Annotated in this window: 30 protein-coding genes; 4 read left to right on the top strand and 26 right to left on the bottom strand. The window is 63.6% G+C overall.

Translation table 11 applies throughout. From position 1 onward, the window contains the following. Positions 1 to 114 precede the first annotated feature (114 nt). From EN853_RS15580 to EN853_RS15560, 5 genes are all read right to left on the bottom strand, one after another. A complete protein-coding gene (locus EN853_RS15580) occupies positions 115 to 597 on the bottom strand; it encodes a hypothetical protein (RefSeq protein WP_127860649.1) in 483 nt (160 codons plus the stop codon). Beyond that, entirely contained in the window at positions 572 to 1096 is a 525-nt protein-coding gene (locus EN853_RS15575) for a hypothetical protein (RefSeq protein WP_127860648.1), read from the bottom strand. Before EN853_RS15575 ends, EN853_RS15580 begins: the two co-directional genes overlap by 26 nt. Next, a complete protein-coding gene (locus EN853_RS15570) occupies positions 1063 to 1383 on the bottom strand; it encodes a hypothetical protein (RefSeq protein ID WP_245517039.1) in 321 nt (106 codons plus the stop codon). Before EN853_RS15570 ends, EN853_RS15575 begins: the two co-directional genes overlap by 34 nt. Positions 1384 to 1475: 92 nt before the next feature. After that, positions 1476 to 1946 (bottom strand): hypothetical protein, encoded by a 471-nt coding sequence (locus tag EN853_RS15565; protein ID WP_127860646.1) that lies wholly within the window; start codon positions 1944 to 1946, stop codon positions 1476 to 1478. A 235-nt stretch (positions 1947 to 2181) separates the two neighbouring features. Further along, positions 2182 to 3087 (bottom strand): methylated-DNA--[protein]-cysteine S-methyltransferase, encoded by a 906-nt coding sequence (locus EN853_RS15560; RefSeq protein WP_167524494.1) that lies wholly within the window; start codon positions 3085 to 3087, stop codon positions 2182 to 2184. 128 nt (positions 3088 to 3215) lie between these two features. Between EN853_RS15560 and EN853_RS15555 the strand changes: the two genes are divergently transcribed. Then, positions 3216 to 4031 (top strand): class I SAM-dependent methyltransferase, encoded by an 816-nt coding sequence (locus EN853_RS15555; protein ID WP_127860645.1) that lies wholly within the window; start codon positions 3216 to 3218, stop codon positions 4029 to 4031. A 10-nt stretch (positions 4032 to 4041) separates the two neighbouring features. On the opposite strand, the gene EN853_RS15550 is transcribed toward EN853_RS15555, so the two are convergent. Then, positions 4042 to 4536 (bottom strand): DUF2244 domain-containing protein, encoded by a 495-nt coding sequence (locus EN853_RS15550; RefSeq protein WP_127860644.1) that lies wholly within the window; start codon positions 4534 to 4536, stop codon positions 4042 to 4044. Between the two features lie 22 nt (positions 4537 to 4558). Here EN853_RS15550 and nth point away from each other — a divergent pair, with 22 nt between their 5' ends. After that, a complete protein-coding gene (nth, locus tag EN853_RS15545) occupies positions 4559 to 5362 on the top strand; it encodes an endonuclease III (RefSeq protein ID WP_127860643.1) in 804 nt (267 codons plus the stop codon). 39 nt (positions 5363 to 5401) lie between these two features. Here nth and EN853_RS15540 read toward each other — a convergent pair whose 3' ends face one another. Further along, entirely contained in the window at positions 5402 to 5731 is a 330-nt protein-coding gene (locus EN853_RS15540; protein ID WP_127860642.1) for a hypothetical protein, read from the bottom strand. A 67-nt stretch (positions 5732 to 5798) separates the two neighbouring features. After that, the gene (locus tag EN853_RS15535) at positions 5799 to 6254 is read right to left on the bottom strand and encodes a DUF2214 family protein (RefSeq protein ID WP_127860641.1); all 456 of its coding nucleotides are present in this window, start codon (positions 6252 to 6254) and stop codon (positions 5799 to 5801) included. 133 nt (positions 6255 to 6387) lie between these two features. On the opposite strand from EN853_RS15535, the gene EN853_RS15530 reads away from it, so the two are divergent. Then, positions 6388 to 6618, top strand: a complete 231-nt coding sequence (locus EN853_RS15530; protein WP_127860640.1) for a YdeI/OmpD-associated family protein — start codon at positions 6388 to 6390, stop codon at positions 6616 to 6618. 71 nt (positions 6619 to 6689) lie between these two features. Beyond that, complete coding sequence (locus EN853_RS15525) at positions 6690 to 7250, top strand: GNAT family N-acetyltransferase (RefSeq protein WP_127860639.1); 561 nt, start codon at positions 6690 to 6692, stop codon at positions 7248 to 7250. A gap of 68 nt (positions 7251 to 7318) precedes the next feature. On the opposite strand, the gene EN853_RS15520 is transcribed toward EN853_RS15525, so the two are convergent. The 18 genes from EN853_RS15520 to kdpA form a co-directional block, all read right to left on the bottom strand. Then, positions 7319 to 9790 carry an EAL domain-containing protein gene (locus tag EN853_RS15520; RefSeq protein ID WP_127860638.1) on the bottom strand — a complete coding sequence of 824 codons (2472 nt, stop codon included), beginning with the start codon at positions 9788 to 9790 and terminating at the stop codon, positions 7319 to 7321. A gap of 343 nt (positions 9791 to 10133) precedes the next feature. Continuing rightward, positions 10134 to 10532, bottom strand: a complete 399-nt coding sequence (locus EN853_RS15515; RefSeq protein WP_127860637.1) for a DUF1801 domain-containing protein — start codon at positions 10530 to 10532, stop codon at positions 10134 to 10136. A gap of 79 nt (positions 10533 to 10611) precedes the next feature. Further along, complete coding sequence (locus tag EN853_RS15510; RefSeq protein ID WP_127860636.1) at positions 10612 to 11061, bottom strand: DUF1801 domain-containing protein; 450 nt, start codon at positions 11059 to 11061, stop codon at positions 10612 to 10614. Continuing rightward, positions 11061 to 11294 (bottom strand): hypothetical protein, encoded by a 234-nt coding sequence (locus EN853_RS15505; protein ID WP_127860635.1) that lies wholly within the window; start codon positions 11292 to 11294, stop codon positions 11061 to 11063. The genes EN853_RS15510 and EN853_RS15505 overlap by 1 nt, the downstream gene beginning before the upstream one ends. Positions 11295 to 11331: 37 nt before the next feature. Beyond that, entirely contained in the window at positions 11332 to 11724 is a 393-nt protein-coding gene (locus tag EN853_RS15500) for a VOC family protein (protein WP_127860634.1), read from the bottom strand. Positions 11725 to 11802: 78 nt separating this feature from the next. Beyond that, positions 11803 to 12213 (bottom strand): SRPBCC domain-containing protein, encoded by a 411-nt coding sequence (locus EN853_RS15495; protein ID WP_127860633.1) that lies wholly within the window; start codon positions 12211 to 12213, stop codon positions 11803 to 11805. Beyond that, positions 12210 to 12533, bottom strand: a complete 324-nt coding sequence (locus tag EN853_RS15490) for a metalloregulator ArsR/SmtB family transcription factor (protein ID WP_127860632.1) — start codon at positions 12531 to 12533, stop codon at positions 12210 to 12212. Before EN853_RS15490 ends, EN853_RS15495 begins: the two co-directional genes overlap by 4 nt. Before the next feature lie 159 nt (positions 12534 to 12692). Then, on the bottom strand, positions 12693 to 12923 hold the full coding sequence (locus EN853_RS33965; RefSeq protein ID WP_167524486.1) for a hypothetical protein: 231 nt from the start codon (positions 12921 to 12923) through the stop codon (positions 12693 to 12695). Positions 12924 to 12959: 36 nt separating this feature from the next. Then, positions 12960 to 13277: a hypothetical protein gene (locus tag EN853_RS33960; protein WP_167524487.1), complete on the bottom strand. Its 318-nt coding sequence runs from the start codon at positions 13275 to 13277 to the stop codon at positions 12960 to 12962. Between the two features lie 243 nt (positions 13278 to 13520). After that, entirely contained in the window at positions 13521 to 13991 is a 471-nt protein-coding gene (locus EN853_RS15480; protein WP_127860630.1) for a nucleoside deaminase, read from the bottom strand. A gap of 113 nt (positions 13992 to 14104) precedes the next feature. Next, the gene (locus EN853_RS15475; RefSeq protein WP_127860629.1) at positions 14105 to 14572 is read right to left on the bottom strand and encodes an NUDIX hydrolase; all 468 of its coding nucleotides are present in this window, start codon (positions 14570 to 14572) and stop codon (positions 14105 to 14107) included. A 139-nt stretch (positions 14573 to 14711) separates the two neighbouring features. After that, complete coding sequence (locus EN853_RS15470; RefSeq protein ID WP_245517027.1) at positions 14712 to 15017, bottom strand: hypothetical protein; 306 nt, start codon at positions 15015 to 15017, stop codon at positions 14712 to 14714. 506 nt (positions 15018 to 15523) lie between these two features. Continuing rightward, positions 15524 to 16216, bottom strand: a complete 693-nt coding sequence (locus tag EN853_RS15460) for a response regulator transcription factor (RefSeq protein ID WP_127860628.1) — start codon at positions 16214 to 16216, stop codon at positions 15524 to 15526. Further along, positions 16213 to 18936, bottom strand: coding sequence for a sensor histidine kinase KdpD (locus tag EN853_RS15455; protein ID WP_127860627.1), 2724 nt, complete (start codon positions 18934 to 18936; stop codon positions 16213 to 16215). Before EN853_RS15455 ends, EN853_RS15460 begins: the two co-directional genes overlap by 4 nt. Positions 18937 to 18992: 56 nt before the next feature. Next, positions 18993 to 19556, bottom strand: a complete 564-nt coding sequence (gene kdpC / locus EN853_RS15450) for a potassium-transporting ATPase subunit KdpC (RefSeq protein WP_127860626.1) — start codon at positions 19554 to 19556, stop codon at positions 18993 to 18995. A gap of 11 nt (positions 19557 to 19567) precedes the next feature. Continuing rightward, positions 19568 to 21664 (bottom strand): potassium-transporting ATPase subunit KdpB, encoded by a 2097-nt coding sequence (gene kdpB / locus EN853_RS15445; protein WP_127860625.1) that lies wholly within the window; start codon positions 21662 to 21664, stop codon positions 19568 to 19570. Then, entirely contained in the window at positions 21661 to 21897 is a 237-nt protein-coding gene (locus tag EN853_RS15440; protein ID WP_245517030.1) for a hypothetical protein, read from the bottom strand. Before EN853_RS15440 ends, kdpB begins: the two co-directional genes overlap by 4 nt. Position 21898: 1 nt before the next feature. Beyond that, the gene (kdpA, locus tag EN853_RS15435; protein WP_127860624.1) at positions 21899 to 23602 is read right to left on the bottom strand and encodes a potassium-transporting ATPase subunit KdpA; all 1704 of its coding nucleotides are present in this window, start codon (positions 23600 to 23602) and stop codon (positions 21899 to 21901) included. Between the last annotated feature and the right edge of the window lie 8 nt (positions 23603 to 23610).

Raw genomic sequence — 23610 nt, 5'->3', positions numbered from 1 at the left:
AAGGTCGATGCGCTCCAAGTCCTTGCTTTTACGCAATTGATTGGGCGGGAGGCTAGCCGCAAAGATCGCCGGTTGCCAGATCATGTCGGTTGCGCGCGCCGCTGGCCCACAGCATCATTCGCAGCGCAAGGTGACCGTGCCCTGGTAATTGCCTGCCGGGAAGATGCCGGATGATTTCGTCGCCGTGAGATCGACCTGGACGGAGTGGGTGCCGTTGATGACCCGCTGCGGCGAGCTGCCGGGTATATCGACCCCCGAGCCGTCAAGGCGGAAGACCGTATCAAAGGTGACGTTGGTGTCGCCTCCGCTCGGCGCGGAAGTAAAGGCGATCGGCGCCGGCGCGGAGACGGAATAGCAGTCCAGCAGGTTGAGGATCGTGCACAGAAGCGAACTCGCGGTGATCGTGGCGCCGGCGCTCGACCCGCCCGCCTGCTTAGAGCCGAATATGTTGATCGCCGGGTTCGATTTCATCGTTCCCGAGGCACCGATCACTATAGTGCAGGTGCCGACGATCGCCGCTTGCGCCGGGAGAGGGAAGGCGGCAAGCAAGGACATCGCCAGCAGCGGTCGACTATTTCTTCTTCTTTTTCCTGTCATTGCCGGTTGTGCCTCTGATGCTCCAGCCTTCGTTGGCCCATCCGGCCGAAGCGGTGGCGGGGGCAGCCGCAGGGGCAGCCACGCTTCCCGTCTGGCCGTCGGCACCGAGGCCCATCTTGAGGAGCTTCAACTCAAGCTGCAGACGCTCGACTTCAAGCTCGTAGAGACGACTGCAATCGACGCGCTTCGGCGTCCGCCCGATCGGAAGCACCACCCGGCCGTAAGTGGCGATGTCGCTGTTCGACTGGCTGCTGCTGTTGCCGCGGATGACGCCGACATCCAGATAGGCGCCGCTGCCGGAAACGGCCGAGCGGCAGGTCGTGCCGTCGGAAGCATGAACCTCGTCCTGGCCCTGGGGCAAAGAAACGCCGGGCAAGGTGAAACCCGTCTGGTTCTGGTTCAGGTTCAGGATATCCTCGGCCAACACCTGACTTACGACCGCCAAGGCGGGCAGCAGGGAGAGCGTCAGGACCTGCGATGCCCGAAGAACTTTCCGCATATCTGTGCCCTTATCTGCGTCTGCTCGCTGGGAAAGGGGATACTCTCGGTACAGATACGCACTTTACGCTCGCTCGCGCCGTCGAACGGGACGACGACCAGAACCGGACGCGACGCCTGGCCGGCCAGAAGGAAGACGCTCGGCGTGATCCTGGCATCGATCGGCTGGAAATCCTGGTCATAGACGTGAACCTCGACCCGGATGCGCTGGTCGTACGGATTGCCCGGGAAGACCCGGACGGCAAAGGCATCCGTGAAGGAGCGAACCTCGCCCCGCATCGGCGTCATCGACTGGCCCGTCGCGGCAACGGGAGGCAGCGCGACGGCCAGCGCCGCCAGGGTTCCAATCGTTCTCAAGGACCGCTCCTTTCGCGAGAGGGCTATTCGCAGCGCAGTGTGACGGTTGCCTGGTAGTTGCCGGCGGAGAAGCGGTTTGAGCCGCTCTTGGTGCCGTCCAGGTTGACCGCGACCGTCGATGTGCCCGGCACCGTCAGCGCAGTCGCGGTGCCGGTTTCCGCGATCGTCTGCGCGCCGGAGGTGGCGAAGGTCGGGGTCCATGTCGTGGCCGTCGTGTCCGAGGCCGGCACCGTGGTGGAGGTGACCGGGTCGACGCTGAGCGTGACGCCACCTGTGGTATCGACCTGGGCGCTGCCTGCCGAACCGCCGGCATTATGGGAGCTCAGCGACTGGAGATTGGCGCTGACTGTCATCGTGCCGTTGGAGTTGATCGTGATCGTGCAGGTCGCAGTGATGGTGCCGTTGAACAGCACGTTTCCGGTGGCTGCCGATGCAGTCTGGCCGGCGCAGGCGGCCAGCAAGCTCGCGGCCGTTGCTGCGCGAAAGGACTTCATTGGGACCCCTCTTTCGAGCTGAGATTGCAGCTCAATATAGAGGCATCATCCCTTTATCATGGTTAATTTCGCGTTAAGTGAAATAGCAACGACAAGCAGCTTGAAATACAATCGGCGAAACTAGGGGTTGTCGCCGGTTGTATTCCACATATATTCGAGCCTGATTTGTTCGATTATACTTTCTTATATTCAGATCCGCGGTTTTTTCGCAATGGCGCGCGGAAAAATCGAGGTTTCAGGACGCCACTTGTCCCGCCTCCCAGCCAAGGATGGCGCGCTTGCGTGTCAGGCCCCAATGGTAGCCGGTAAGGGCTCCGGACTTGCCCAGGGCCCGGTGGCAAGGAACCACGAAGGACATCGGATTGGCGCCGACCGCCGCACCGACAGCCCTGCTTGCGCTGGGATGGCCGATGCTTGCCGCGATCGAGGAATAGGTGCAGGCCTTGCCCATCGGGATGCGCAGCAGCGCTTCCCAGACGCGCAGCTGGAAATCGGTGCCGATCATCACCACGCGCAGCGGCTGGTCGGCCCGCCAGAGCGTCGGATCGAAGATGCGTCCGGCATAGGGCTGGGTGGCCGACATATCCTCGACGTAGGCTGCGTTCGGCCAGCGGCCGGACATGTCGGCGAAAGCGGCCCGTTCGCCGCCGGCATCGCAGAAGGCGAGGCCGGCCAGTCCGCGGTCGGTGACCATGATGAGCGCGATGCCGAAAGGCGAGATGTGGTAGCCATAGCGGATGGTGAGGCCGGCGCCGCGGGTTTTGTAGTCGCCGGGCGACATCGCCTCGTGGGTGACGAAGAGGTCATGCAGCCGGCCCGGGCCTGACATGCCGAGCTCGAACGAGGTCTCCAGCAGCGGCATGCCGGAATCGAGCAGCTTGCGGGCATGGTCCAGCGTGACCGCTTGCAGGAAGGCCTTTGGCGACAGGCCGGCCCAGCGCGTGAACAGTTTCTGCAGGCCGGTCGGCGTCTCGCCGACGGCCTCGGCAAGGACCTCGAGCGAGGGCTGGTCGCGATAGTCGAGGCTGATCTTCTCGATGGCGCGACGCACGACTTCGTAGTCGCTGCCTTCGGGCGTGATGTCGTCCTGGAGGATCGCTGTCGGTCTCATCAGGGTATTCATGGTCATCTGGGCGTTCATGGCAATATCTCCCATGGCAATATCTCTTTGACCGCGAATATCGGTCCTCCAGTGCTCTGCCACCACCCGAAACTTGCCTTCTCAAATCCCACCCCCAGATAGACTCCGATTTCGAGCCGGAGGCGTTGATGACCGCGGAAAAAGCCAATCTGACCGGGGCCAAAGAGACTTTGCTGATGACGCTCTACGGCAAGGCGCTGGAGAGCCGGCTGCCCCATTCGCTGCTCAAGGACCATTTCGCCGACGCGGCGGTGCGCAGGATCGATTACGATTTCTCCAGGCTCAAGGTTGATGCCAATCTCGGCATCGGCTTCGCCATCAGGGCCAAGACGCTGGACGTTCATGTCGAGGACTTTCTCGCCAGAAACCCTGATGCCATCGTGCTGCATCTGGGATGCGGCCTCGACACGCGCGTCTTTCGTGTCGATCCGCCCCGAGACGTCGACTGGTTCGATGTCGACTATCCGGAAGTCATCGCGCTCCGGCGCAAGCTCTACCCGCCCCGGGACGGCTACCATCTGGTCGCTTCGTCGCTGACCGAACCGGGCTGGCTGACCGATGTATCGCGCAACCGCCCGGCCATCGTGGTGGCGGAGGGGCTGACGCCCTATCTCGCCGCAGACCAGGGGCTACGCCTGCTTTCGCGGCTTGTATCGCACCTGGCCAGCGGTGAGCTGATGTTCGATGCCTATAGCCGTTTTGGCTTGAAGCTGCTTCGCCTCAATCCGGCCGTGAAAGCGACAGGCGCCGAGGTTCACTGGGCCATCGAGGATCCGCACGAGCTTGAGCGTGCCGTTCCAAAGCTGCGGTTCGTCGACGAGGTTCCGGCCTACAAACCCGAGCATGCCGCGCACATGCGCTGGTCCGCAAAACTGTTCGTTCGGCTTTGGAAACACATTCCGGCGCTGCGCAAGATCGGCAGGCTGTTGCGCTACCGTTTTTGACCGCGCCGGTTCAGCGCGCCTTGGCGGTCGCGAGCGCGCGTGAAAAGGCCGTCGCAAAACTTTCGCGGGAGTCGGGATCGAGGAAAGAGCCGATCGACACGCTCCTGCCTTGCGCCTCGACGGCCATCTGGGTGATGCCGATCTCGGCATGGCGGGCGATCGAAAACCGCGTCCAGAACGGGTTGAAGCGATGGGCCTCAAAGCGGCCCGACGGCGCCGTCTTGCGGATGTCGAGGCTGGTGCGCGAGACCGATATTTCCTCACGGGCGCGCGCGGCGCGGTAGTTGACGCGGAAAGCGATGAAGACGGCGATCACGTCGAGCCCGAAGAAGCCGAAGACCGGCCATGCGCCATGCGCCAGGAAGATCGCGCCGATGATCCCCCAGCCGAACAGCAGAGCGCCCATCAAAATCAGAAAGCCGGTGCGGCCGAGGGAGCGATGAGGCGTCAGCAGAGCCTGGAAGAATGGCTCGTCGGCTTCGAACGAGGCGTTTGTGTCGCTCATGGGGAGATATTATAGGGATGGAATGGCGCTCCCCAAGTCCAAAAAATCCTTCCCCGTCAAAAAGCCATCAGCCTCCGCCTCAGGCGACGGCGCGAAAGCAAGGACCCCGTCCCGCGGGCGGCGCTCGCTCTACACTCCGGCAGAGGTGCGCGAGATCTTCCGGCGCTTTTCCGTGCAGCGGCCGGAGCCGAAAGGCGAGCTCGACTATGTCAATGCCTTCACGCTGCTGATCGCCGTGGTGCTGTCGGCGCAGGCGACCGATGCCGGCGTCAACAAGGCGACGAAGCCGTTGTTTGCGGTGGCCGACACGCCGCAGAAGATGCTGGCGCTCGGGGAGGCCAAGGTGGGCGACTATATCCGCACCATCGGGCTGTGGCGCAACAAGGCCAAGAACGTGATCGCGCTCTCGAAGGCGCTGATCGACGACCATGCCGGCAAGGTGCCGGAGGATCGCGACGAGCTGGTCAAGCTGCCGGGCGTCGGGCGCAAGACCGCCAATGTCGTGCTCAACGTCGCCTTCGGCCAGCACACGATGGCGGTCGACACGCACATCTTCCGCATCGGCAACCGGATCGGATTGGCGCCCGGCAAGACGCCGGAGCAGGTCGAGCAGGGGCTCTTGAAGGTCATCCCGGCCGAATATATGCGCCATGCGCATCACTGGCTGATCCTGCATGGCCGCTATGTCTGCAAGGCGCGCAAGCCCGATTGTCCGGCCTGCGTGATCGCCGATATCTGCAAGTCCACAGAGAAGACCACGGACATGCCGGCGCGGCTGGTGCCGATCGCGCCGCTGGAGGATAGTGCCCGGCTGACGCTTATTTAGCGATTGAACTATTGTCTCAAATTGCGCTCTGTTTCGAATTCAGACCGAGTAGTTGAAATATCTCGCTTCACCGTAATCGTATAGCTGAATGGATCTTCCGGAAATTGTGCCGGAAAAATGACTAGAACTGTCATAGTCAAAACCAGAAAAATTCCGACCACTGACATTCAAACTAATGTGGGCTCCAAGTCCATAGTGATAGATATTGCCTGACTTCACGCCACTGAGATGGGAGCTGGTGTCATAGTCATAGCTGGTCGACATAAAGCTATGACGACCCTTCTCGTAGCTGTAGATTGAGCTGGCAGCCTTCTTCGAAGCACGCAAAGCTGCTGCGCAGGCCACGGCGCGTCGAGCGTCTTCCTTCATTGGTGTCTCCAGATCGCGATTCGGAGAACAATACTAGAACATCGAGTTTGACTCGTCGAGTTCGATGTCAGTAGCCGTAGCCGCGCGCCATTGCCGCGGCAAAGACGGGGATGAGCAGGAAGATGAAGCCCTCGACGCGGACATAGTTCTTCACCGAGGCAAGCTCCGCCGCCGGCACCGAGAAAGAGGGATTGCCGCTCGCCTGCCTGTTCCAGGAGACGAAGCGACTGGTCGGGACAATCGACAGCAGGCCGACGGTGATGAAGGCCGCCATCTTGGCCCAGAACACCCAGTTGTAGACGTAGAACTCCCAGCCCTTCAGGCCGAAGAACACCCGGCAGATGCCGACGATGACGATCAGCGCCGCGATGATGCCGTAGTGGCGGTCGATGCCGGCAACGCGCTTGAGCGCCGACGCCCCCAGGTCACCGCGTACCAGCACGAACTCGGCCCCGATGATGCCGGCCAGCGAGAACACCAGAAGGTGATGGGCGATCGCCAGCAGAAGGTCGGTGGTGTCCATGGTTTCTTCCTTTGGTCGAAGAGCGCGAATGTTGAATCAGTTTCCAGCGGCTGCAGAGTAGCATCGCGGAATAAAAAGCCCACACGGGCAAGCTAGCGTTGACGCCAACTACCGACAGTCTATTGCTTGGATCATGAGCCGATTGAAGCGTGCCCTCAACCCAATGCCCGAGGAAGTCCGAGCAACTCTCGCGGAGCGCGGATTGACTGTCGCCTATGACGCGCGGCCGGACTATCAGAAGAACGACTATCTCGGCTGGATCGCGCGCGCCAAACGCCCCGACACCAGGCAGAAGCGGCTCGATCAGATGCTCGACGAACTGGCGCGCGGCAGCGTCTACATGAACATGGCCTGGCGCGGCTGAGTTTCGTCTCTTGGCCCTTGTTCGAGCGCGCCGGTTTGCTAAGCGCTTCCGCCTGAACGAAGGGAAATGCCATGAGCATTGCAAGGGAAGCCGGCGTGCCGATCCTGGAGACGGCGCGAACCGTTCTGCGGTCGCATCGGCTCGATGATTTCGAAAGCTATGTCGCCATGTGGGCGGACCAGGGGGTCACCCGTTTCATCGGCGGCAAGCCGCGCACCCGCGAGGAAAGCTGGTTGCGCTTCCTGCGTCATGCCGGCCTCTGGTCGCTGCTGGGCTATGGATTCTGGGCGATCGAGGACAAGGCGACAGGCCACTTCATCGGCGAGGCCGGGTTCCATGATCTGAAGCGTGAGATCGAGCCTTCGATCGAAGGCGTGCCGGAGGCCGGCTGGGCGCTGGCTTCGGTGGCGCACGGCCACGGGCTGGCGAGCGAAGTCGTCGGGCGCATCGTCGCCTGGGGGGACGCAGTCTTCGGGCGAGCCAGGACCGTCTGCATCATTGACCCCGACAATGGCGCTTCGCTCAAGGTGGCCGAAAAGAACGGCTATCGCGAAATCCTGCGGACGACCTATCACGACAAGCCGACGATCCTGCTGGAGCGGCAGGCCGGAGGCGGCAGCTTAGAGGAATAGAGCATGATGTCGTCCGAAAACCGCGCCACACGGCATCATGCTCCGGAGCGCGGGTTGGCGGGCGGCTGTCAGCCGGCCTTGCGGCGCAACGTCTGCGCCAAACCCTCCCAGGCATCCACCGTTGTGCTCCGGTCGATCACCCCGCTGCGCAAAACCGTCGTCGCGTCGAATGGCTGAGGCCTGGCGATCGCATAGCCCTGGGCGTGGTCGACACCAATCGCCCGCAAGGCCTCGATGATGCCCTGGCTTTCGACGAATTCGGCGATCGTGCGTTTTCCCGTCACCTTGATCATCTCGACCATGGCCCGGTCGATGCGGTCGTCAAGCATGTCCTTGACGAAGCTGCCGTCGATCTTGAGGTAGTCGACCGGCAGGTGCTTCAGATAGGCGAAGGATGACATGCCGGAGCCGAAATCGTCGAGCGCGAAGCGGCAGCCCAGGGCGCGCAGGTCGGCGATGAAGCGCATAGCCTCCGTCAGGTTGGCGATGGCGCTGGTTTCGGTGATCTCCAGGCAGGTCGTCTCGGGCGCAATGTCATGGGCGGCAAACTGCTCGCGCAGGAAGCGGAGGAAAGTCTCGTCGCCGAAACTGGCGCCGGAAAGGTTGATGGCGCAGGTGGATATCGGCGTGGCGCGCGGATCGGCAATTCTGGCCGCCAGCGTTCTGAACGTGTTGCGCACCACCCAGCGGTCGATCGACGGCATCAGCCCGTAACGCTCCGCCGCCGGAATGAAGCTTTGCGGCGTGACGTAGTTGCCGTCCTCATCGGTCAGCCTGAGCAGGATCTCGATATGTGCGCCCGCCTCGCCGGTGTTCTGGTGCAGCGGGGCAATTTCCTGCGCATGGAGCCTGAAACGGTCCTCCTCGAGCGCGGCATGCAGGCGCTGGACCCAGGCCATCTCGCCGAAGCGCTGGCGCAAGGCGCTATCGCTGTCGCTGTGGAGCTGGACGCGGTTGCGGCCCTTTTCCTTGGCCATGTAGCAGGCGACATCGGCGGCGCGCAGGACCTCCTCCAGCGACATCCCGCAATCGGCGATCTCGACCATGCCGATGCTGACGCTGATATTGAAGGGCCTGCCTTCCCAGGAAAAATGCAGATCCTGGACGGTGGCGCGCAGCCGCTCGGCTGTGGCGATGGCGGAGCCGCTATCGCAATCGAACAGCAGCACGCCGAACTCATCGCCGCCCAGCCTGGCCAGAATGTCGCCGGTCGGCAATTCGCTGAGGAGCAATACGGAAATCTGGCGCAGCAGCTGATCGCCTGCCGCATGGCCGCAGGTGTCGTTGACCAGCTTGAACTGGTCAAGGTCGAGATACATCAGCGCATGGACGCGCGGTTTTTCCGGTGGCTGGGAAATCGCGCCCGCGAGCCGGCTCTCGAAGTCGCGGCGATTGGTGAGACCGGTGAGCGCATCATGCGATGCCTGCCACGACAGACGCTCGATGAAGTCCTGCTCGCGGGTCATGTCGTACAGGGCGAGAACTGCGCCGACGATCTTGCCGGAGACGCTGAGCGGCGCGCCGTTGAGCGCGACGGGGACGACAGAGCGATCGGGGCGTTCCAGGAGTTGCGGCCGCACGTTGGAGCGGCGCAGCTCGCCGGCCAGGAGGCGCGGAATCAGGTCGGTTTCCTCCACCCCGCTATCCTTGTCGATCAGCCGGAACAGCGAGGCCGCAGGCTTGCCCTTGGCGGCGCCGAGGGGGCAGGCGAGCAGGCGTTCGGCCACGGCATTCATGTAATCCAGCCGCCCCGCCGCATCGGTGCTGATGACAGCCTGGCCGATCGAGGCCATGACCTGCGCGCGTTCGCGCTCGGCGTTCAAGGCGCTCCGGAACGCCTGCCGCTGCGCCATCAGCTTTCGCGTGCGCCATACCGCCAGCAGGATAAGCAGCGCCGCGGTGACGAGGTTGGCGGCCGTGAGCGCCATCTTGATGAAGCGCGAGCCTTCGCCGAGGCTTTCGGAAAAGGCCTTGGACAGGGGGGCGATCCGGTGGTCGAGCTGGTGGATATCGGCTTTCCAGGCGACGATCTGCGCCTGCGAGGCCGGACCCTGTTCGAGCCTTGCGTGCATGTCATCGCCAAGCCTGTCGATGGCCAGGATCATCTCGTCGGCCTCCGTCCAGTGCCGGATGGCGGTGTCGAGATAGCTCACGCCACGGAAGTTCTGGAACAGCCAGATCATGCCGGCAATGTCGTCGGCATGGTTGTTGCCGCCGAGGAAGCCCAGTCGCGCGGCACTCGTGTCGGGGTTGGTCCTTTCAAGCGCGAGCCTTGCCGAGCGATCGGCGAGCGGCACGGCGATGGCCTGGCGGTATTCGCGGAAATATTCCTGCTTGCCGGTGTCGGCATAGAGGCTGAGGAAATAGATGGCTTGCTTCTGGCCTTTCGACCATTGGCTCTCGCCGCCGACATAGGCGCGAACGGCCGATAGCGTGTAGAGGCTGAGACTGGCCACCAGTGCCTGGATAAGGACGACCACAATGAAAGGCCAGACCAGCCCGATGAGGCGCGGGCTGGCATCCGTCGATGAGAGCTTCATCGCATTCCCATGGAGCTTGCCGTGACCCCGTCGGCGTCTGTCCGGCCGGTTCATCCGTCGGTTGAGACGATGGTGTTCCCCTCATGTCTGCCGGCAATTGGCGACGGCAATCCAAATAGCGTGCCTAGCTTAACGGCCGATGAATTCGCACAGTATTTATTTTCAAAATTCTTCGACAAACAAGTTTGCGGCTACGCCACGTCATACGGATATTTAAACGCTGAAATCGTCCGCGCAGCGGTGTTCCGTGTCGGATATCCGGAGACTGCGATTTCGCAGGCCCGTGAACCAGGCTCGCCAGAACGAATGACAATCGATGGACGCGCCCAGCGGGTTCCGTCGATCAGCGTTTGGCCTTGGACCTGTTCAGGGCCACCGCTGCACGGACGAGGGCCTTGAACGCTTCCTCGTCGATCTCCTCACCCTCGCGAAAATCGACGGCGCGCCTTGTGTTGCCTTCGAGGCTGGAATTGAAGAGGCGTGAGGGATCCGGCAGCGCCGCGCCCTTGGCGAAGGTCAGCTTGACGACCGCCTTATAGGTCTCGCCGGTGCAGATCATCCCGGCGTCCTCCCAGACCGGCACGCCACGCCATTTCCATTCTTCGGTGACATCAGGATCGGCCTGCTTGATCAGGGCGCGCAGCCGGTCAAGCATCCCGCCTCGCCAATCGCCCAGTTCGGCGATGCGGCCATCGATCAGCTCGGAGGGAGACTTGCTTCCCGGCGATAGGCTTTTCTCCATATCTGTTCTCCTGCCATGCTGGATAGATGGATCGCCACAGTGCCTCTTCGGGCGAACCCACGCTTGATCAACAATTCGCCTACATCCGTTCGCCAGGCAATTGGCTCGCCTGCTTCACCCAAGAGACGAATTGCGCTTCGTCGAGCTGGTCGTCCTCATGGATGTGAAGATAGCGCGTGTCCTTGCTCTTGGATTCGCCGGGCGGCACCGGCTTCAGCGACATGCCGCGGAAGAAGGCCACCTTGATGTATCTGGTGAAACAATGGATGCCGAGAAACCAGCCTTCGCCTTCCATCCCGTAGAATGGCGAGTTCCATTTGACGGCCTTCCGCGCGTCAGGAACGGCCTGCGTGATGAGCTGGTCGAGCCGGCGACCGACCTCGCTTTTCCAGCCCGGCATCGCCGCGATATAGGCCTGCACGGGTGCGTCGCCATAGCCCTTGGCGATCTGCGGGTTGCCGCCTGAAAGCAGAACGGGTTTCGCGTCCGAGGGCCTCGCGGAGGCCTTCGCCAATTTCGCCCTAGCCATCAGGCCGGTCCTATGCGCTCGCTTGCCTGCTCACCGCGCCGTTTGGCTGCATAGGGCAGCACGAACATATAAAGGCCGCTGAACAGCAGCAGGAAAAGCGGCAGGAGCGGCGAATAGACCACCCAGGCGGGCGGCTCTCCCAAGGCCATGGCGACGAAGTTGGCGATGACGGTCACGGTAAAAATGATCGACAGCCAGCGATGCAACTGCCTTATCCACTTGCTCCAGTCCAATGCTGCCTCCTCTGAAAGAACGAATGGAACGTCGGTTTCACCAGCCCGCCAGCTGGGTGATTTGGATGAGATTGCCGCAGGTGTCGTTGAGCTGCGCGATGGTCGAGCCGGTCACCGCGGTCGGCGCCATGGCGAAGCTGCCGCCATTGGCCGTGATGCGCTCATGGTCGCCCTTGATGTCGTCGGTGAACAGCATGAGCGCCGGCTGGCCCTGCTTGAAGATGGCCTGCTGGTAGGTCCTGGCCGCAGGATTGTCATTCAGCGCCAGCTGCAGCTCGGTCCCGTCCGGATCGTCGGGCGAGGCGACCGTCAGCCAGCGAAATGGCCCGTTGGTGAAATCGGCTTTCTTGGTGAAGCCCAGCACGCCGGTATAAAAACCGAGGGCCTTCTCCTGGTCGTCGACATAGACGCTTGTCAGTTTGATCTTCATGGCATGTCTCCAATCGCTCACGCCTGCAGGTTGCCACCCGCCAACAGCTTCTGCTTTTCTGAGCCCTTCGATGGGATTTCAGTCGATCCGCGCCAGGACCTCTTCCAGGGCCGCAAAGAACCTCGGCCAGCCAACGGTGGCACCCCGGAAATACGGCTCCTGATCTGTCCGGAAGCCTGTCTGTTCCATGCGCAGACGAGTGCCGGTGCCTGTCGGGGTGAGCGTCCAGGTTACGACGCTCTCCAGATCCTTGGTGTCCCAGGTGTAGGATAGCGTTTTGTTGGGGTCGACGGTCTGGACCCGGCACTCGACACCTCCCCAGTCCGCGCTCAGATTGAAGCGGTAGTCCACGACCGGCTTGAAATTGTTCTTCATCAGCCACTCCTCGATGAGATGCGGTTGGGTCAGCGCGCGCCAGATCTTCTCCGGCGGATAGGGAATCTCGCGCTCGACGACGACGGAGCGCGTTCCGGCCGGCCTGTCGTTCATTGATCCATCCTCTTCAGCAGATCCTCGAGATCATCGAACCGGTTTTCCCAAAACCCCGCCATCTCGCGCGTCCAGTCCATCAGCGGCGCCAGCGCGCCCAGCTGCGCGCTGTAGTGGGTCTGCCGGCCCTCATGGCGATCACGCACCAGCCCGGCTTGCTTGAGAAGGCCGAGATGCTTCGATACCGCAGGCTGCGAGACGCCTGCCTCAGCCGTGAGCGCTCCAACCGTCTTCTCGCCTTGACGACACAGACGCTCAAAAATGGCGCGCCTTGTCGGATCGGCAAGCGTCCGGAAGAGCATATCGTGCGTGGCCGCCATTTCAATCTATAACCCTTTGGTTATTGATCGATCTATAACCGTTGAGATATGTGTGAGTCAAGCGAGAGCGTAGAGGGGGCGGAAGCGTGGAGCGGCAGGATGATCCTCGTCACAGGAGCAACGGGGCATGTCGGACGCGCGGTCGTCCGCAGGCTGGCGTCATGCGGCCATGACGTGGCCGCGATGATCCGCGACGTCGAGACCGCGCGCCGGCGGCTGCCGCGCGGAACCGCCACGCGCGTCGGGGATTATGAGGATGCCCTCACCCTCAGAGACGCGTTCGCGGGTATCGATGAGCTTGTCCTCATTTCGAGCGATGGCGAGGCTACCGCTGTGCTCCGCCATCATGCCAATGCGATAGAAGCTGCCGTGTCGGCCGGTATCCGCCACATAACATTCACCAGCATTGTCGATATCGACGAGGCGTCACCCTTCTATTTCGCGCCCGTCTACCGCGATGCCGAACGACGGCTGGCGCGCTGCGGCGTGCCGGCGACGATCCTTCGCTGCGGGCTCTACTGCGACTTCATTCTCCACCACTGGCTTGAGCCATGCCGGACGTCCGGAGAATTCGCGTTGCCCGCGGGAGACGGTCGGGTCGCGCCAATCTCGCGCGACGACGTGGCGACCGCGGTCGCGGCGGCAGCGACCGAGAAATCCGGTGCCACTTATACAATCACGGGCGATCAGGCGTTGGACTTTGGCGAGATCGCCGCCGACTATGGCCGAGCGATCGGGCAGCAATTGCGCTATCGCTCATGCGCCCAGGACGAATATCTGACCTCGGCGTCGGCACGCCTGGATGAACCTTGGCCTCATGCCTTTGCCACGCTCTGTGCCTCAATCGCCGAAGATCGCTACAGCCGGGTCTGCGGCGACTTCACCGGCATCACCGGCCAGAGGCCGGAGAGTTTGCGATTTCCTGCTTCGGACAACTTAAGGCACGGGACGACTGTCGCATGCCGGGCCCGATGGTGCGGTGCCGCGTCAGCGCTTCCAGAAATCGCGGTGCGGAGCGATCAGCTCGTCCGCGATTTCGGGGAAGGGGCCAAAGACCTCGATCTCTTTCTGGCCGGAGCCGAGCACGGTGCGCGAGGAGAGGCTCATCGTCGGATTCTCCGCGTGATCCCCGGTGAGCGCGAGCAGTTCGGTTTCCTCGAAGCCGTAAACCAGCCGTCCGATATTCGCCCAGTAGAGCGTGCCTGCGCACATCGCGCAGGGCTCACCGGTTGAGACCAGCGTGCATTGCCACAGGAACGCTGGCTCGTAGGCCGCCGCGGCGCGCCGGGCGAGCTCGGTCTCGGCGTGGCGCACCGTGTCGAGATTGCCCTGCCGCATCAGCACGCCGTCGTCCGGGCCGACCAGCACCGCGCCGAACGGATGATGGCCATGCGCCGCCGCCTCGCGCGCGACGGCGTCGGCGGCTCGGAGGTGGGCGAGCATCTGATCGCGGGTCATGGCAAAATCCCATCACGCCGACATCCACCTGATGAGCGGCTGTGGCCCGACACTGCTGCCGAGGGACGCGAATGGCAAGAGCCTTTGCGGCGACTCCGAATGGGGAAATCCTGTCAGGCCTGCACGGCCGCCGGTATCGTCAAGTCCCTGAGCAGCGTCGAAAGCTCCGGCTCGTCGATAAGCAAGGCGGCGTCGGCCGCCGGCAGCCAGGCGCGCTGTCGGTTCGCCGCTTCCCGCCAGTCGGTCATCTCCTCGGTGACCTCAAGCAAGTAAACCACGACGTCGACGCGGACGAAGCGGTTGGCCATCCGCTTCCAATAGGAGTAGCTGCCGGCAGGCCGTTTCAGCGCCTTGCCAAGCACGCCCGCCTCCTCCTGGGCCTCGATCATGGCCGCCTTGCGCCCACTCTTGCCCTTCATCGGCCAGCCCTTGGGCACGATGAAGCGCCTGGTCGTGCGCGAGGTGACCAGCAACACCTCGAGGCCGCCATTTTCGCGCGGACGAAAGGGGATGGCCGCCACCTGACGGATCCGCTCTCCCTTCTTAGCCTTGCGTACTGTCTTCTTCTTGGCTGTTGCCATCCCGAAATCCGGTGAGAGCAGCGTTCACGCCACACCTGCGCGCGGCAATCCTGCTCCTGCAAACCCCAAAAACGCCGGCCTTGCAATCCGGCTCTTGCCTGACTGTAAGTCGGCTAAATAAACCGAAAAACGAAAAATGTCAGCGGCAAACCCGCGAAATCGTGGTGCCAATCACCTGAGACTGGCAATTCTGCTTGACGACCGGCACTTCAGGACGAGGTTTCGGCACGATCTGCCGGTCCTGCTCGCGATAAAGCTGCTGCTGTTGCTGGAACTGCTGCCGCTGCAACTGGTTCCGCAGCGTCTGCAGTTCGTTCTGCTGGATCAGGGCGTTGCGGTTTGTCGGGGCAACGACCTGGGCCGAAGCGTATGAAGCCGCGCCTAAAGCGGCGGCAGCCAGGAGAGCTGCCGAGACCAAAACTGCCGACAAACGAGGATGCGACATCGCTTCCATCCCACGAAAAAAGAACTTTGCCGTAATATAGGGTGTTTGTCCGGATGTGCCATGGTTCAGGGCAGCGCATGCCGCGAGTTGATCGATTGTCGTGCCAAAGAAAATCTGGTCTCCGGCCCAGCATTTGCGCTCGACGGCAACAGGCGTTACCCCGCTCTATGGCGCGGCCAGTCCGCAAAGCTGGACGCGGTCGGGTAAAGAGGAATTCGATGACAAGCAGGTCCAGGTTGTTGGTCGCAATGCTGGCTCGCCTGCGTCACAGGCGCGCCGGCTCTCGCCGCGCAGAACAAGGGCGACAAGGTCGCGCCGGTGGCCAGCCAGCCGGCCGGCGCCACGGCCAGGCCGCAGCTTCCGGGCGGCGCTTCGGCGCTTTCGGAAACGCATGGCGACTGAATCGCTGAAACGCTCTGGTTCGCCGGGCCGAACGGTCTATCGCTTCGCTCCCGCTCCGCCCCGGGATGACGGCTTTTGGATGCTTCGGCCGCGACTTGCGCCGGCTAATCGACCTCACGCAAACGATAGCCGACGCCGGTCTCGGTGATGATGTAGCGCGGTTGGTCCGGCGTCTTCTCGATCTTCTGCCTCAATTGGCGGACATAGACCCTGAGATACTGCACGTCGGTCGAGTCGTTCCAGATCTGCTTCATAAGGAACTGATGGGTGAGCACCTTGCCGGCGTATTGCACGAGCATGCGCAGGATGTCGTATTCCTTGGGCGACAGTTTCACTTCCTTGCCCTCGACCTTGACGATGCGTTTGACCAGGTCGACCGACAGATCGCCGGTCCGGAATACCGGCTTCTCGCCCTGCTGCTGGAACTTGTGGCGCAGCGCCACGCGGATGCGGGCGACGAGCTCGTTCATACCGAAAGGTTTCGTCACGTAGTCATCGGCGCCGAGCTCGAGCGCCGAGACGATGCCCGCTTCGTCGGTGCGGCTTGACAGGATGACGACCGGGATGTCGAGGCCGTCGCGACGCCATTTGCCGAGCAATTCGAGGCCCGTCATGCCGGGCAGACCTAAATCGAGCAGGATCAGGTCGGGCCCCTCCGCCTGCACCAGCTCGATCGCGGTCTTGGCGTTAGGCGCCTCCGAGACCGCATAGCCCTGGCTGCCGAGGCCGACACGCAGCAGCTTGCGGATCGGCGGCTCGTCGTCGACGACCAGGATGCTGACGTGCTGACTGGTCATGCCGTATGGTCCATTCTGGCGTCGCTCATGTCGGGCGAGTCCGCCGGCACCGGCATGCGGATGGTGAAGATCGCGCCCGGCCGGTCGGTGCGGTTCGCCGCCGAAATCGTGCCGCCCATGGCCTCGACGAAGCCGCGGCTGATCGACAGTCCGAGGCCGGTGCCGGCGCGAACCTGGTCGCGCTTGCGCACGCGGTAGAAGGTGTCGAAGATCCGTTCGAGATCGTCGGGCGGAATGCCCGGTCCCTCGTCCATGACCTGCAGGATGACGGACCCGTTATCGACCCAGCCCTGCAGGCGGATGGTCGAGCCGGGCGGCGCATATTTCGCGGCATTGTCGAGCAGGTTGAACAGCGCCTGCTCGAACAGGACCGGGTCGAGGCGCAGCATCGGCAGATCCGGCGGAATGTCGGTGTCGATCCGGTGCTCACCGGTGATCTTGCGGGCTCGGTCGAGCGCCGAGCCGACAATGTCGCCGACATAGTGGAACGCATAGTTCGGCTCCATTGCGCCCGACTCGATCTTGGTCATGTCGAGCAGATTGGCGATGAAGCGGTTCAGCCGCTCCGATTCGTCGACGACGGTCGACAGAAGGTCCGCGCGGTCCTTTTCGGGAAGGGCGGCTGCGTAGTCCCTGAGCGTGCCGGCGGCGCCCATGATGGCGGCAAGCGGTGTCTTCAGGTCATGCGAGATCGAGGTGAGCAGCGCGGTGCGCAGCCGGTCCGCTTCGGCCGCCAGCCTGGCGCGGTCGACATCGGCGACGAGCTGGATCCGTTCGATGGCGACCGCCGCCTGGTCGGCAAGCGCGTCGAGAAGGCGCTGCTGCTCGGGCGTCAGCAACGGTCCCTGCTTGTCGTTGTCGAGGCCGATGACACCGACCGCCGTGCGGCCCGTCCGCAACGGGAGATAGAGCCGTTTCGCGCCGGGCAAGGTGTCGGCGCCGCGGCCGGCCGGGCGGTCGTGCTCCCAGGCCCAACGGGCCGCTGCGATGTCCGCTTCGGCCAGCGTGTCGTCTGGCGGGTAGCCGGCCTTGACTGTGATCGTGCCGTCTTCCGGCAGGAGCAGCACGACGCGCACTTTCAGCATCGAGGCGATCTGGAAGGCGGTGGCCCATAGCACGTCGTCGAGCGTCCCGGCACCGGCGAGCTTCTTCGAGAAGGAATAGATATCCTGGGTGGCGCGTGCGCGCGAACGGGCGGCAACGGCTTGGCGCTGGACGCGCGCCGTCAGATTGCTGGCGATGACCGCGACGACGAGGAAGACGGCGAAGGCGACGATGCTCTCCGGGTCCCTGATCGTCAGCGTGTAGCGCGGCTGGAGGAAGAAATAGTTGAAGCCAAGCGCGCTTAGGAAGCAGGCATAGAGCGCGGGCCAGAGCCCGCAGGTGACCGCCGCCGTCAGCACCGACAGCAGCAGCACTATCGCTAGATTGCGCACGTCGAGGAACTGATCGAGAACCGAGCTGACGGCCAGCCCGCCCGCGACATAGGCGGTGGCGAGCAGATAGGGCCAGACCTGGAAAGGCCTTTTCTCGGTGGCTGCCTTAACCCTCGTCGAAGGCGTTTGTTCGTCGCGTTCGGTGCCCGAAATGACATGGACGCTGATGTCGCCGGCATTGCGGATCAGATCGTAAGTGAGCGAGCCCTCGATCAGTTCCCGCCAGCGCGAGCGGGTCGGCCTGCCGATGACGATATGGGTGAAGTTGTTCGCGGTCGCGTGGCGCACGATGTCCTGAGCGACGTTCTGGCCGGGAATGGTCGTCACCTCGGCGCCGAGCTGTTCGGCAAGGCGCAGGTTCTTCGCAAGCCGGTCCTTGTCCTCCTCGGACATGCCGGCCAGGCGAGGGGTGTCGACATGGAGCGCCGTCCAGGGCGCGCGCAGCCGGTCGGCAAGCCGGCGCGCATAGCGGATGCGGGCGGCCCCGCCGGGACGCGAGTCGACGCAGACAAGCACCCGTTCGCCGGCAGCCCACGGCCCCGGAATGGCGTGGGACTGCATGTGGCTGAGTAGTTGCTCGTCCACGCGCTGGGCAGTCCGCCTCAGCGCCAGCTCGCGCAGCGCCGTCAGGTTGCCGGGCGAGAAGTAGTTCTCGATCGCGCGCTGGGCGGTTTGCGGGAAATAGACCTTGCCTTCGTGAAGCCGCTTGATCAGATCGTTGGGGGTGAGGTCGATGACCTCGATGTCGTCGGCCTCGTCGATGATGGAATCGGGAACGGTTTCACGCACGCGAACGCGGGTGATCTGCGCCACGACATCATTCAGACTTTCGACATGCTGGATGTTGAGCGTGGTGTAGACGTCGATGCCCTGCGTCAGGATTTCCTGCACATCGAGGTAGCGCTTTGGGTGGCGGCTGCCGGGCGCGTTGGTGTGGGCGAGCTCGTCGACGAGGACCAGCGCCGGGCGCCGTTTCAGGATGGCATCGATATCCATCTCGTCGAGGGTGCGCCCCCTGTACTCGACCTTGCGGCGCGGGATCACCTCATAGCCGTCGACCAGCGCCTGGGTTTCCCTGCGGCCATGCGTCTCGACGACGCCGATGACGACGTCGACGCCGTCGACGCGGCGGGCGCGGCCCGCCAAAAGCATCTCGTAGGTCTTGCCGACACCCGGCGCAGCACCCAGGAATATGCGCAGACGGCCCCGGCCCTCCCGCTCGGCATGCTCGAGCAGCGCGTCGGGAGATGGTCTATTCTCGGGGTTGGTCCTGTCGTCCGGCATCAGGTCCAATCATGAATTGTGCCGGGGACCGTGTCGATCCCCGGCGCGGGTGCTGGCTACTTCAGGTCGTCCAGTGCGAGGTTGAGGGCGAGCACATTGACCACCGGCTCTCCCATGAAACCAAGCTCGCGCGCCTCGACATGGCTGTCGACCACCGCCTTGACCTTGGCTTCGTCGATGCCGCGCGCCTTGGCGACCCTCCGTACCTGGAAATAGGCGGCATCGGGGCTGATGTCCGGATCGAGGCCGCTGCCCGAAGTCGTAACGAGGTCCATCGGCACCGGCGCGTTCGGGTTCTCGGCCTTCAGCTTCTCGGCGTCGCCCTTGATGCGCTCGATCAGCTTCGCATTGGTCGGTCCGAGATTCGAGCCGCTGGAGGCAGCGGCATTATAGCCGTCACCGGCGGCCGACGGCCTGCCATGAAAGTAACGATCGCTGGCGAAGGCCTGGCCGATCAGTTCGGAGCCGATGACCTTGCCATCCTTTTCGACCAGACTGCCGTTGGCCTGCTTGGGAAAGAGCGCCTGGGCGATGCCGGTCATGCCGATCGGATAGATGAGGCCGGTCAGCACCGTGAAGAAGACGAACATGACGATCGCCGGTCTGAGTTGCTTGAGCATCGGAGTGATCCTTATGCGAGGCCGAGGGCCGTGACGATCAGATCGATCGCCTTGATGCCGACGAACGGCACGATGATGCCGCCGAGGCCGTAGACGAGCAGATTGCGAGTGAGCAGCGCGCCGGCGCCAATGGCGCGGTACTTCACACCCCCCAGCGACAGTGGGATCAGCGCGATAATGATCAGCGCGTTGAAGATGATCGCCGACAGGATGGCGCTTTGCGGCGTCGCCAGCTGCATGACGTTGAGCGCCTGCAGCGGGCCGGCGGTCTGGCCCGGCGCGACGTAGAACACCGCGAACATGGCCGGGATGATGGCGAAGTACTTGGCCACATCATTGGCGATCGAGAAGGTGGTCAGTGAGCCGCGTGTCATCAGCAGCGCCTTGCCGATCTCGACGATCTCGATCAGCTTGGTCGGGTCGCTGTCGAGGTCCACCATGTTGCCGGCTTCGCGCGCGGCGACCGTGCCGGTGTTCATGGCGACGCCGACATCGGCCTGGGCGAGCGCCGGCGCGTCGTTTGTGCCGTCGCCGCACATGGCGACCAGCTTGCCCTTGGCCTGCTCCTCGCGGATCAGCGACAGCTTGTTCTCGGGCGTCGCCTGGGCGAGGAAGTCGTCGACGCCGGCCTCGGCGGCGATCGCGGCCGCCGTCAGTGGGTTATCTCCGGTGATCATCACCGTGCGGATGCCCATCTTGCGCAGCTCCGCGAAACGCTCGCTGATGCCGCCCTTGACGATGTCCTTGAGGTGGACGACGCCGAGCAGCCGCCCGTCGCGCTCGACCGCCAGCGGCGTGCCGCCGGCCTTGGCGATCTCGTCGGCGATGACCTGCAGGTCGCGGATCGTGTCGCTCGCGGGCCTCGTCCCGTGGGCGGCGGTTGTCGCCTGGCTGACATGGGCCAGCACCGCGTCGACTGCGCCCTTGCGCACCGACGAGCCGTCGACGTCGACGCCGCTCATACGGGTCTGCGCGGTGAAGGGCACGAAGGCCGCATGCAGGGTGGCCATGTCGCGGGCGCGGATGCCGTACTTCTCCTTGGCCAGCACGACGATCGAGCGGCCTTCCGGGGTCTCGTCGGCCAAAGAGGCGAGCTGCGCCGCGTCGGCCAGTTCCTGTTCGGTGACGCCCTTGACCGGGCGGAACTCGGTCGCCTGGCGGTTGCCGAGCGTGATGGTGCCGGTCTTGTCGAGGAGAAGCGTGTCGACGTCGCCGGCGGCCTCGACGGCGCGGCCGGACATGGCAAGCACGTTGAAGCGCACCAGGCGGTCCATGCCGGCGATGCCGATGGCCGAAAGCAGCGCGCCGATAGTGGTTGGGATGAGCGTCACGAACAGCGCGACGAGGATGGTGACGGGAATATAGCCGCCCGAATAGGAGGCGAAGCTCGGGATGGTCGCGGTCGCCAGCACGAAGATCAGCGTCATGCCGACCAAGAGGATGTTGAGCGCGATCTCGTTCGGCGTCTTCTGGCGCTCCGCGCCTTCGACCAGCGAGATCATGCGGTCGAGGAAGGTATGGCCGGACGCGGCGGAAATGCGCACGCGGATCCAGTCGGACAGCACCTGCGTGCCGCCGGTGACGGCCGAGCGGTCGCCGCCGGATTCGCGGATGACGGGCGCGGATTCGCCGGTGATCGCCGCCTCATTGACGGAGGCCACGCCTTCGATCACTTCGCCGTCGGAGGGGATGATGTCGCCGGCTTCGACCAGCACGACATCTCCGACCTTCAGGCTGGTGCCGGGCACGAGCTTGAACTTCGAGCGATCCTCGCCGTTGATGAGCAGCTTGGCCTGGGTCTCGGTTCGCGCCTTGCGCAACGAGTCGGCCTGTGCCTTGCCGCGGCCTTCGGCCACGGCTTCGGCGAAGTTGGCGAACAGCACGGTGAACCACAGCCAGATGATGATCTGCAGGGTGAAGACGAGATCGCCGCCGCCGGCCACCAGGTCGCGGACGAACAGCACGGTGGTGAGCAGCGAGACGACGGCGACGACGAACATCACCGGGTTACGGATCAGCGTGCGCGGATCGAGCTTGCGGAAGGCGCCGCCGATGGCGGGCACCAGGATGCGGGCATCCAGGATGCTCGCGGATTTGGCCTGGCTCATTTCGAGGCTCCAGTATCGGTTATGTTGGACGGCGCCGGGTGCTCGGTCTTCGGCAGCAGGTGCGGAAGGCCGGAAGCCAGCAGCCACAGCACGAACAGCACGGCTGCCATGCCGAGGAAGGTGGAGAGCGTCGGGAAGGGACGAGGCTTTTCGTCCCCTCCGTCATCGGGCTGTCCTTCACCGGGTTGGTGATGGTCGTGCCGGCGTATGTTGTTGAACCAGGGCATGGTCATCTCAGAAGGTCTGTCCGTGGATCATCGCCAGGTGCTCGACGATCGGACCGACGGCGAGCGAGGGGAAGAAGGTGAGGCCGCCGACGATGATGATGACGCCGACCAGCAGGCCGACGAACAGCATGCCGTCAGTCGGGAACGTGCCGGCGGAAGCGGGCACGGTCTTCTTCGCGGCCAGCGAGCCGGCGATTGCGAGCGCCGGGATGATGACCAGGAAGCGGCCCATCAGCATGCCGATGGCCATGGTGATGTTGTACCAGGGCGTGTTGCCGGTGAGGCCGCCGAAGGCCGAGCCGTTGTTCGCGGCCGCCGAGGTATAGGCATAAAGCACCTCGCTGAAGCCGTGCGGGCCGCCATTGGCCATCGAGGCCACGGCGCTCGGCAAGACCACGGCGATGGCAGTGAAGATCAGCATCGCCAGCGGCAGGCAGAGGATGGCAAGCATCGCCATCTTGACTTCCTTGGCCTCGATCTTCTTGCCGAGATATTCCGGCGTGCGGCCGACCATCAGGCCGGCGACGAAGACGGCGACGACGACGAACATCAGGATGCCGTAGAAACCAGCGCCGACGCCGCCAACGATAACCTCGCCGAGCTGCATATCGATGAGCGGGATCATGCCGCCAAGCGCGGTGAAACTATCATGCATGGCGTTGACGGCGCCGCAGGAGGCGGCCGTGGTGATGACAGCGAACAGCGCCGACAAGGCGATGCCGAAGCGGGTTTCCTTGCCTTCCATGTTGCCGCCGTCGATGCCCAGCGCATGGACCAGCGGGTTGCCGGCGGCTTCGGCCCAGTAGCAGACGATGACACCGGCGATGAACAGCACGCCCATCGAGGCGAGGATCGCCCAGCCCTGGCGCTGATTGCCGACCATGCGGCCAAAGACGTTGGTGAGGCCGGCGCCGAGCACGAAGATCGTCAGCATCTGGATCAGATTGGAGATCGCGTCCGGATTCTCGAACGGGTGCGCGGCATTGGCGTTGAAGAAGCCGCCGCCATTGGTGCCGAGCATCTTGATGGCCACCTGCGAGGCGACCGGGCCGAGCGCGATGGTCTGCCTGACGCCTTCCAGCGTGGTCGCGTCGACATACGGACCGAGGGTCTGCGGCATACCCAGCCAGACATAGACGAGCGTCAGCACGATGCAGAGCGGCAAGAGCAAGTAGAGCGTGCAACGGGTGAGATCGACCCAGAAATTGCCGATCGACTTGCCGGAAGCACGGGCAAAGCCGCGGATCAAAGCGATCGCGATCGCAATGCCGGTGGCGGCCGAGACGAAATTCTGGACGGTGAGGCCGGCCATCTGCACGAGGTAGGACATCGTGCTTTCGCCGCCGTAATTCTGCCAGTTGGTGTTGGTGACGAAGCTCGCCGCGGTATTGAAGGCAAGCTGCGGGTCGACAGCGGTCATCCCGGCGGGATTATACGGCAGCACGCCCTGCAGCCGCTGCAGCGCGTAGAGAACCAGCAGGCCGGCGAGATTGAAGAGCAGCATGCCGGTGGCATATGCGGCCCAGTGCTGTTCTTCCTTGTCGCTTGTGCCGGCGAGGCGATAGAGGCCGCGCTCGATCGGAACCAGAGCCGGCGACAGCAAGGTGCGATCGCCATTGAAGACCTGGTACATGTAGCCGCCGAGCGGCTTCACGAGCGCGACAAGGATGCCGCAATAGACGAGGATCTGTATCCAGCCATTTATAGTCATGATGAGCT

It is taken from the genome of Mesorhizobium sp. M1C.F.Ca.ET.210.01.1.1 (genome assembly GCF_004791585.1).
GTDB lineage: Bacteria > Pseudomonadota > Alphaproteobacteria > Rhizobiales > Rhizobiaceae > Mesorhizobium.
The sequence above is the reverse complement of the archived record's forward strand: the minus strand, read 5'-3'. Positions and strand labels throughout refer to the sequence as shown.

Bases quoted from the DNA above. Each gene is read 5' to 3' on its own strand.
- EN853_RS15580 (WP_127860649.1), bottom strand. From the start codon at position 597: ATGACAGGAAAAAGAAGAAGAAATAGTCGACCGCTGCTGGCGATGTCC.
- EN853_RS15575 (WP_127860648.1), bottom strand. From the start codon at position 1,096: ATGCGGAAAGTTCTTCGGGCATCGCAGGTCCTGACGCTCTCCCTGCTG.
- EN853_RS15570 (WP_245517039.1), bottom strand. From the start codon at position 1,383: ATGACGCCGATGCGGGGCGAGGTTCGCTCCTTCACGGATGCCTTTGCC.
- EN853_RS15565 (WP_127860646.1), bottom strand. From the start codon at position 1,946: ATGAAGTCCTTTCGCGCAGCAACGGCCGCGAGCTTGCTGGCCGCCTGC.
- EN853_RS15560 (WP_167524494.1), bottom strand. From the start codon at position 3,087: ATGAACGCCCAGATGACCATGAATACCCTGATGAGACCGACAGCGATC.
- EN853_RS15555 (WP_127860645.1), top strand. From the start codon at position 3,216: ATGACCGCGGAAAAAGCCAATCTGACCGGGGCCAAAGAGACTTTGCTG.
- EN853_RS15550 (WP_127860644.1), bottom strand. From the start codon at position 4,536: ATGAGCGACACAAACGCCTCGTTCGAAGCCGACGAGCCATTCTTCCAG.
- nth (WP_127860643.1), top strand. From the start codon at position 4,559: ATGGCGCTCCCCAAGTCCAAAAAATCCTTCCCCGTCAAAAAGCCATCA.
- EN853_RS15540 (WP_127860642.1), bottom strand. From the start codon at position 5,731: ATGAAGGAAGACGCTCGACGCGCCGTGGCCTGCGCAGCAGCTTTGCGT.
- EN853_RS15535 (WP_127860641.1), bottom strand. From the start codon at position 6,254: ATGGACACCACCGACCTTCTGCTGGCGATCGCCCATCACCTTCTGGTG.
- EN853_RS15530 (WP_127860640.1), top strand. From the start codon at position 6,388: ATGAGCCGATTGAAGCGTGCCCTCAACCCAATGCCCGAGGAAGTCCGA.
- EN853_RS15525 (WP_127860639.1), top strand. From the start codon at position 6,690: ATGAGCATTGCAAGGGAAGCCGGCGTGCCGATCCTGGAGACGGCGCGA.
- EN853_RS15520 (WP_127860638.1), bottom strand. From the start codon at position 9,790: ATGAAGCTCTCATCGACGGATGCCAGCCCGCGCCTCATCGGGCTGGTC.
- EN853_RS15515 (WP_127860637.1), bottom strand. From the start codon at position 10,532: ATGGAGAAAAGCCTATCGCCGGGAAGCAAGTCTCCCTCCGAGCTGATC.
- EN853_RS15510 (WP_127860636.1), bottom strand. From the start codon at position 11,061: ATGGCTAGGGCGAAATTGGCGAAGGCCTCCGCGAGGCCCTCGGACGCG.
- EN853_RS15500 (WP_127860634.1), bottom strand. From the start codon at position 11,724: ATGAAGATCAAACTGACAAGCGTCTATGTCGACGACCAGGAGAAGGCC.
- EN853_RS15495 (WP_127860633.1), bottom strand. From the start codon at position 12,213: ATGAACGACAGGCCGGCCGGAACGCGCTCCGTCGTCGTCGAGCGCGAG.
- EN853_RS15490 (WP_127860632.1), bottom strand. From the start codon at position 12,533: ATGGCGGCCACGCACGATATGCTCTTCCGGACGCTTGCCGATCCGACA.
- EN853_RS15480 (WP_127860630.1), bottom strand. From the start codon at position 13,991: ATGACCCGCGATCAGATGCTCGCCCACCTCCGAGCCGCCGACGCCGTC.
- EN853_RS15475 (WP_127860629.1), bottom strand. From the start codon at position 14,572: ATGGCAACAGCCAAGAAGAAGACAGTACGCAAGGCTAAGAAGGGAGAG.
- EN853_RS15470 (WP_245517027.1), bottom strand. From the start codon at position 15,017: ATGTCGCATCCTCGTTTGTCGGCAGTTTTGGTCTCGGCAGCTCTCCTG.
- EN853_RS15460 (WP_127860628.1), bottom strand. From the start codon at position 16,216: ATGACCAGTCAGCACGTCAGCATCCTGGTCGTCGACGACGAGCCGCCG.
- EN853_RS15455 (WP_127860627.1), bottom strand. From the start codon at position 18,936: ATGCCGGACGACAGGACCAACCCCGAGAATAGACCATCTCCCGACGCG.
- kdpC (WP_127860626.1), bottom strand. From the start codon at position 19,556: ATGCTCAAGCAACTCAGACCGGCGATCGTCATGTTCGTCTTCTTCACG.
- kdpB (WP_127860625.1), bottom strand. From the start codon at position 21,664: ATGAGCCAGGCCAAATCCGCGAGCATCCTGGATGCCCGCATCCTGGTG.
- EN853_RS15440 (WP_245517030.1), bottom strand. From the start codon at position 21,897: ATGACCATGCCCTGGTTCAACAACATACGCCGGCACGACCATCACCAA.
- kdpA (WP_127860624.1), bottom strand. From the start codon at position 23,602: ATGACTATAAATGGCTGGATACAGATCCTCGTCTATTGCGGCATCCTT.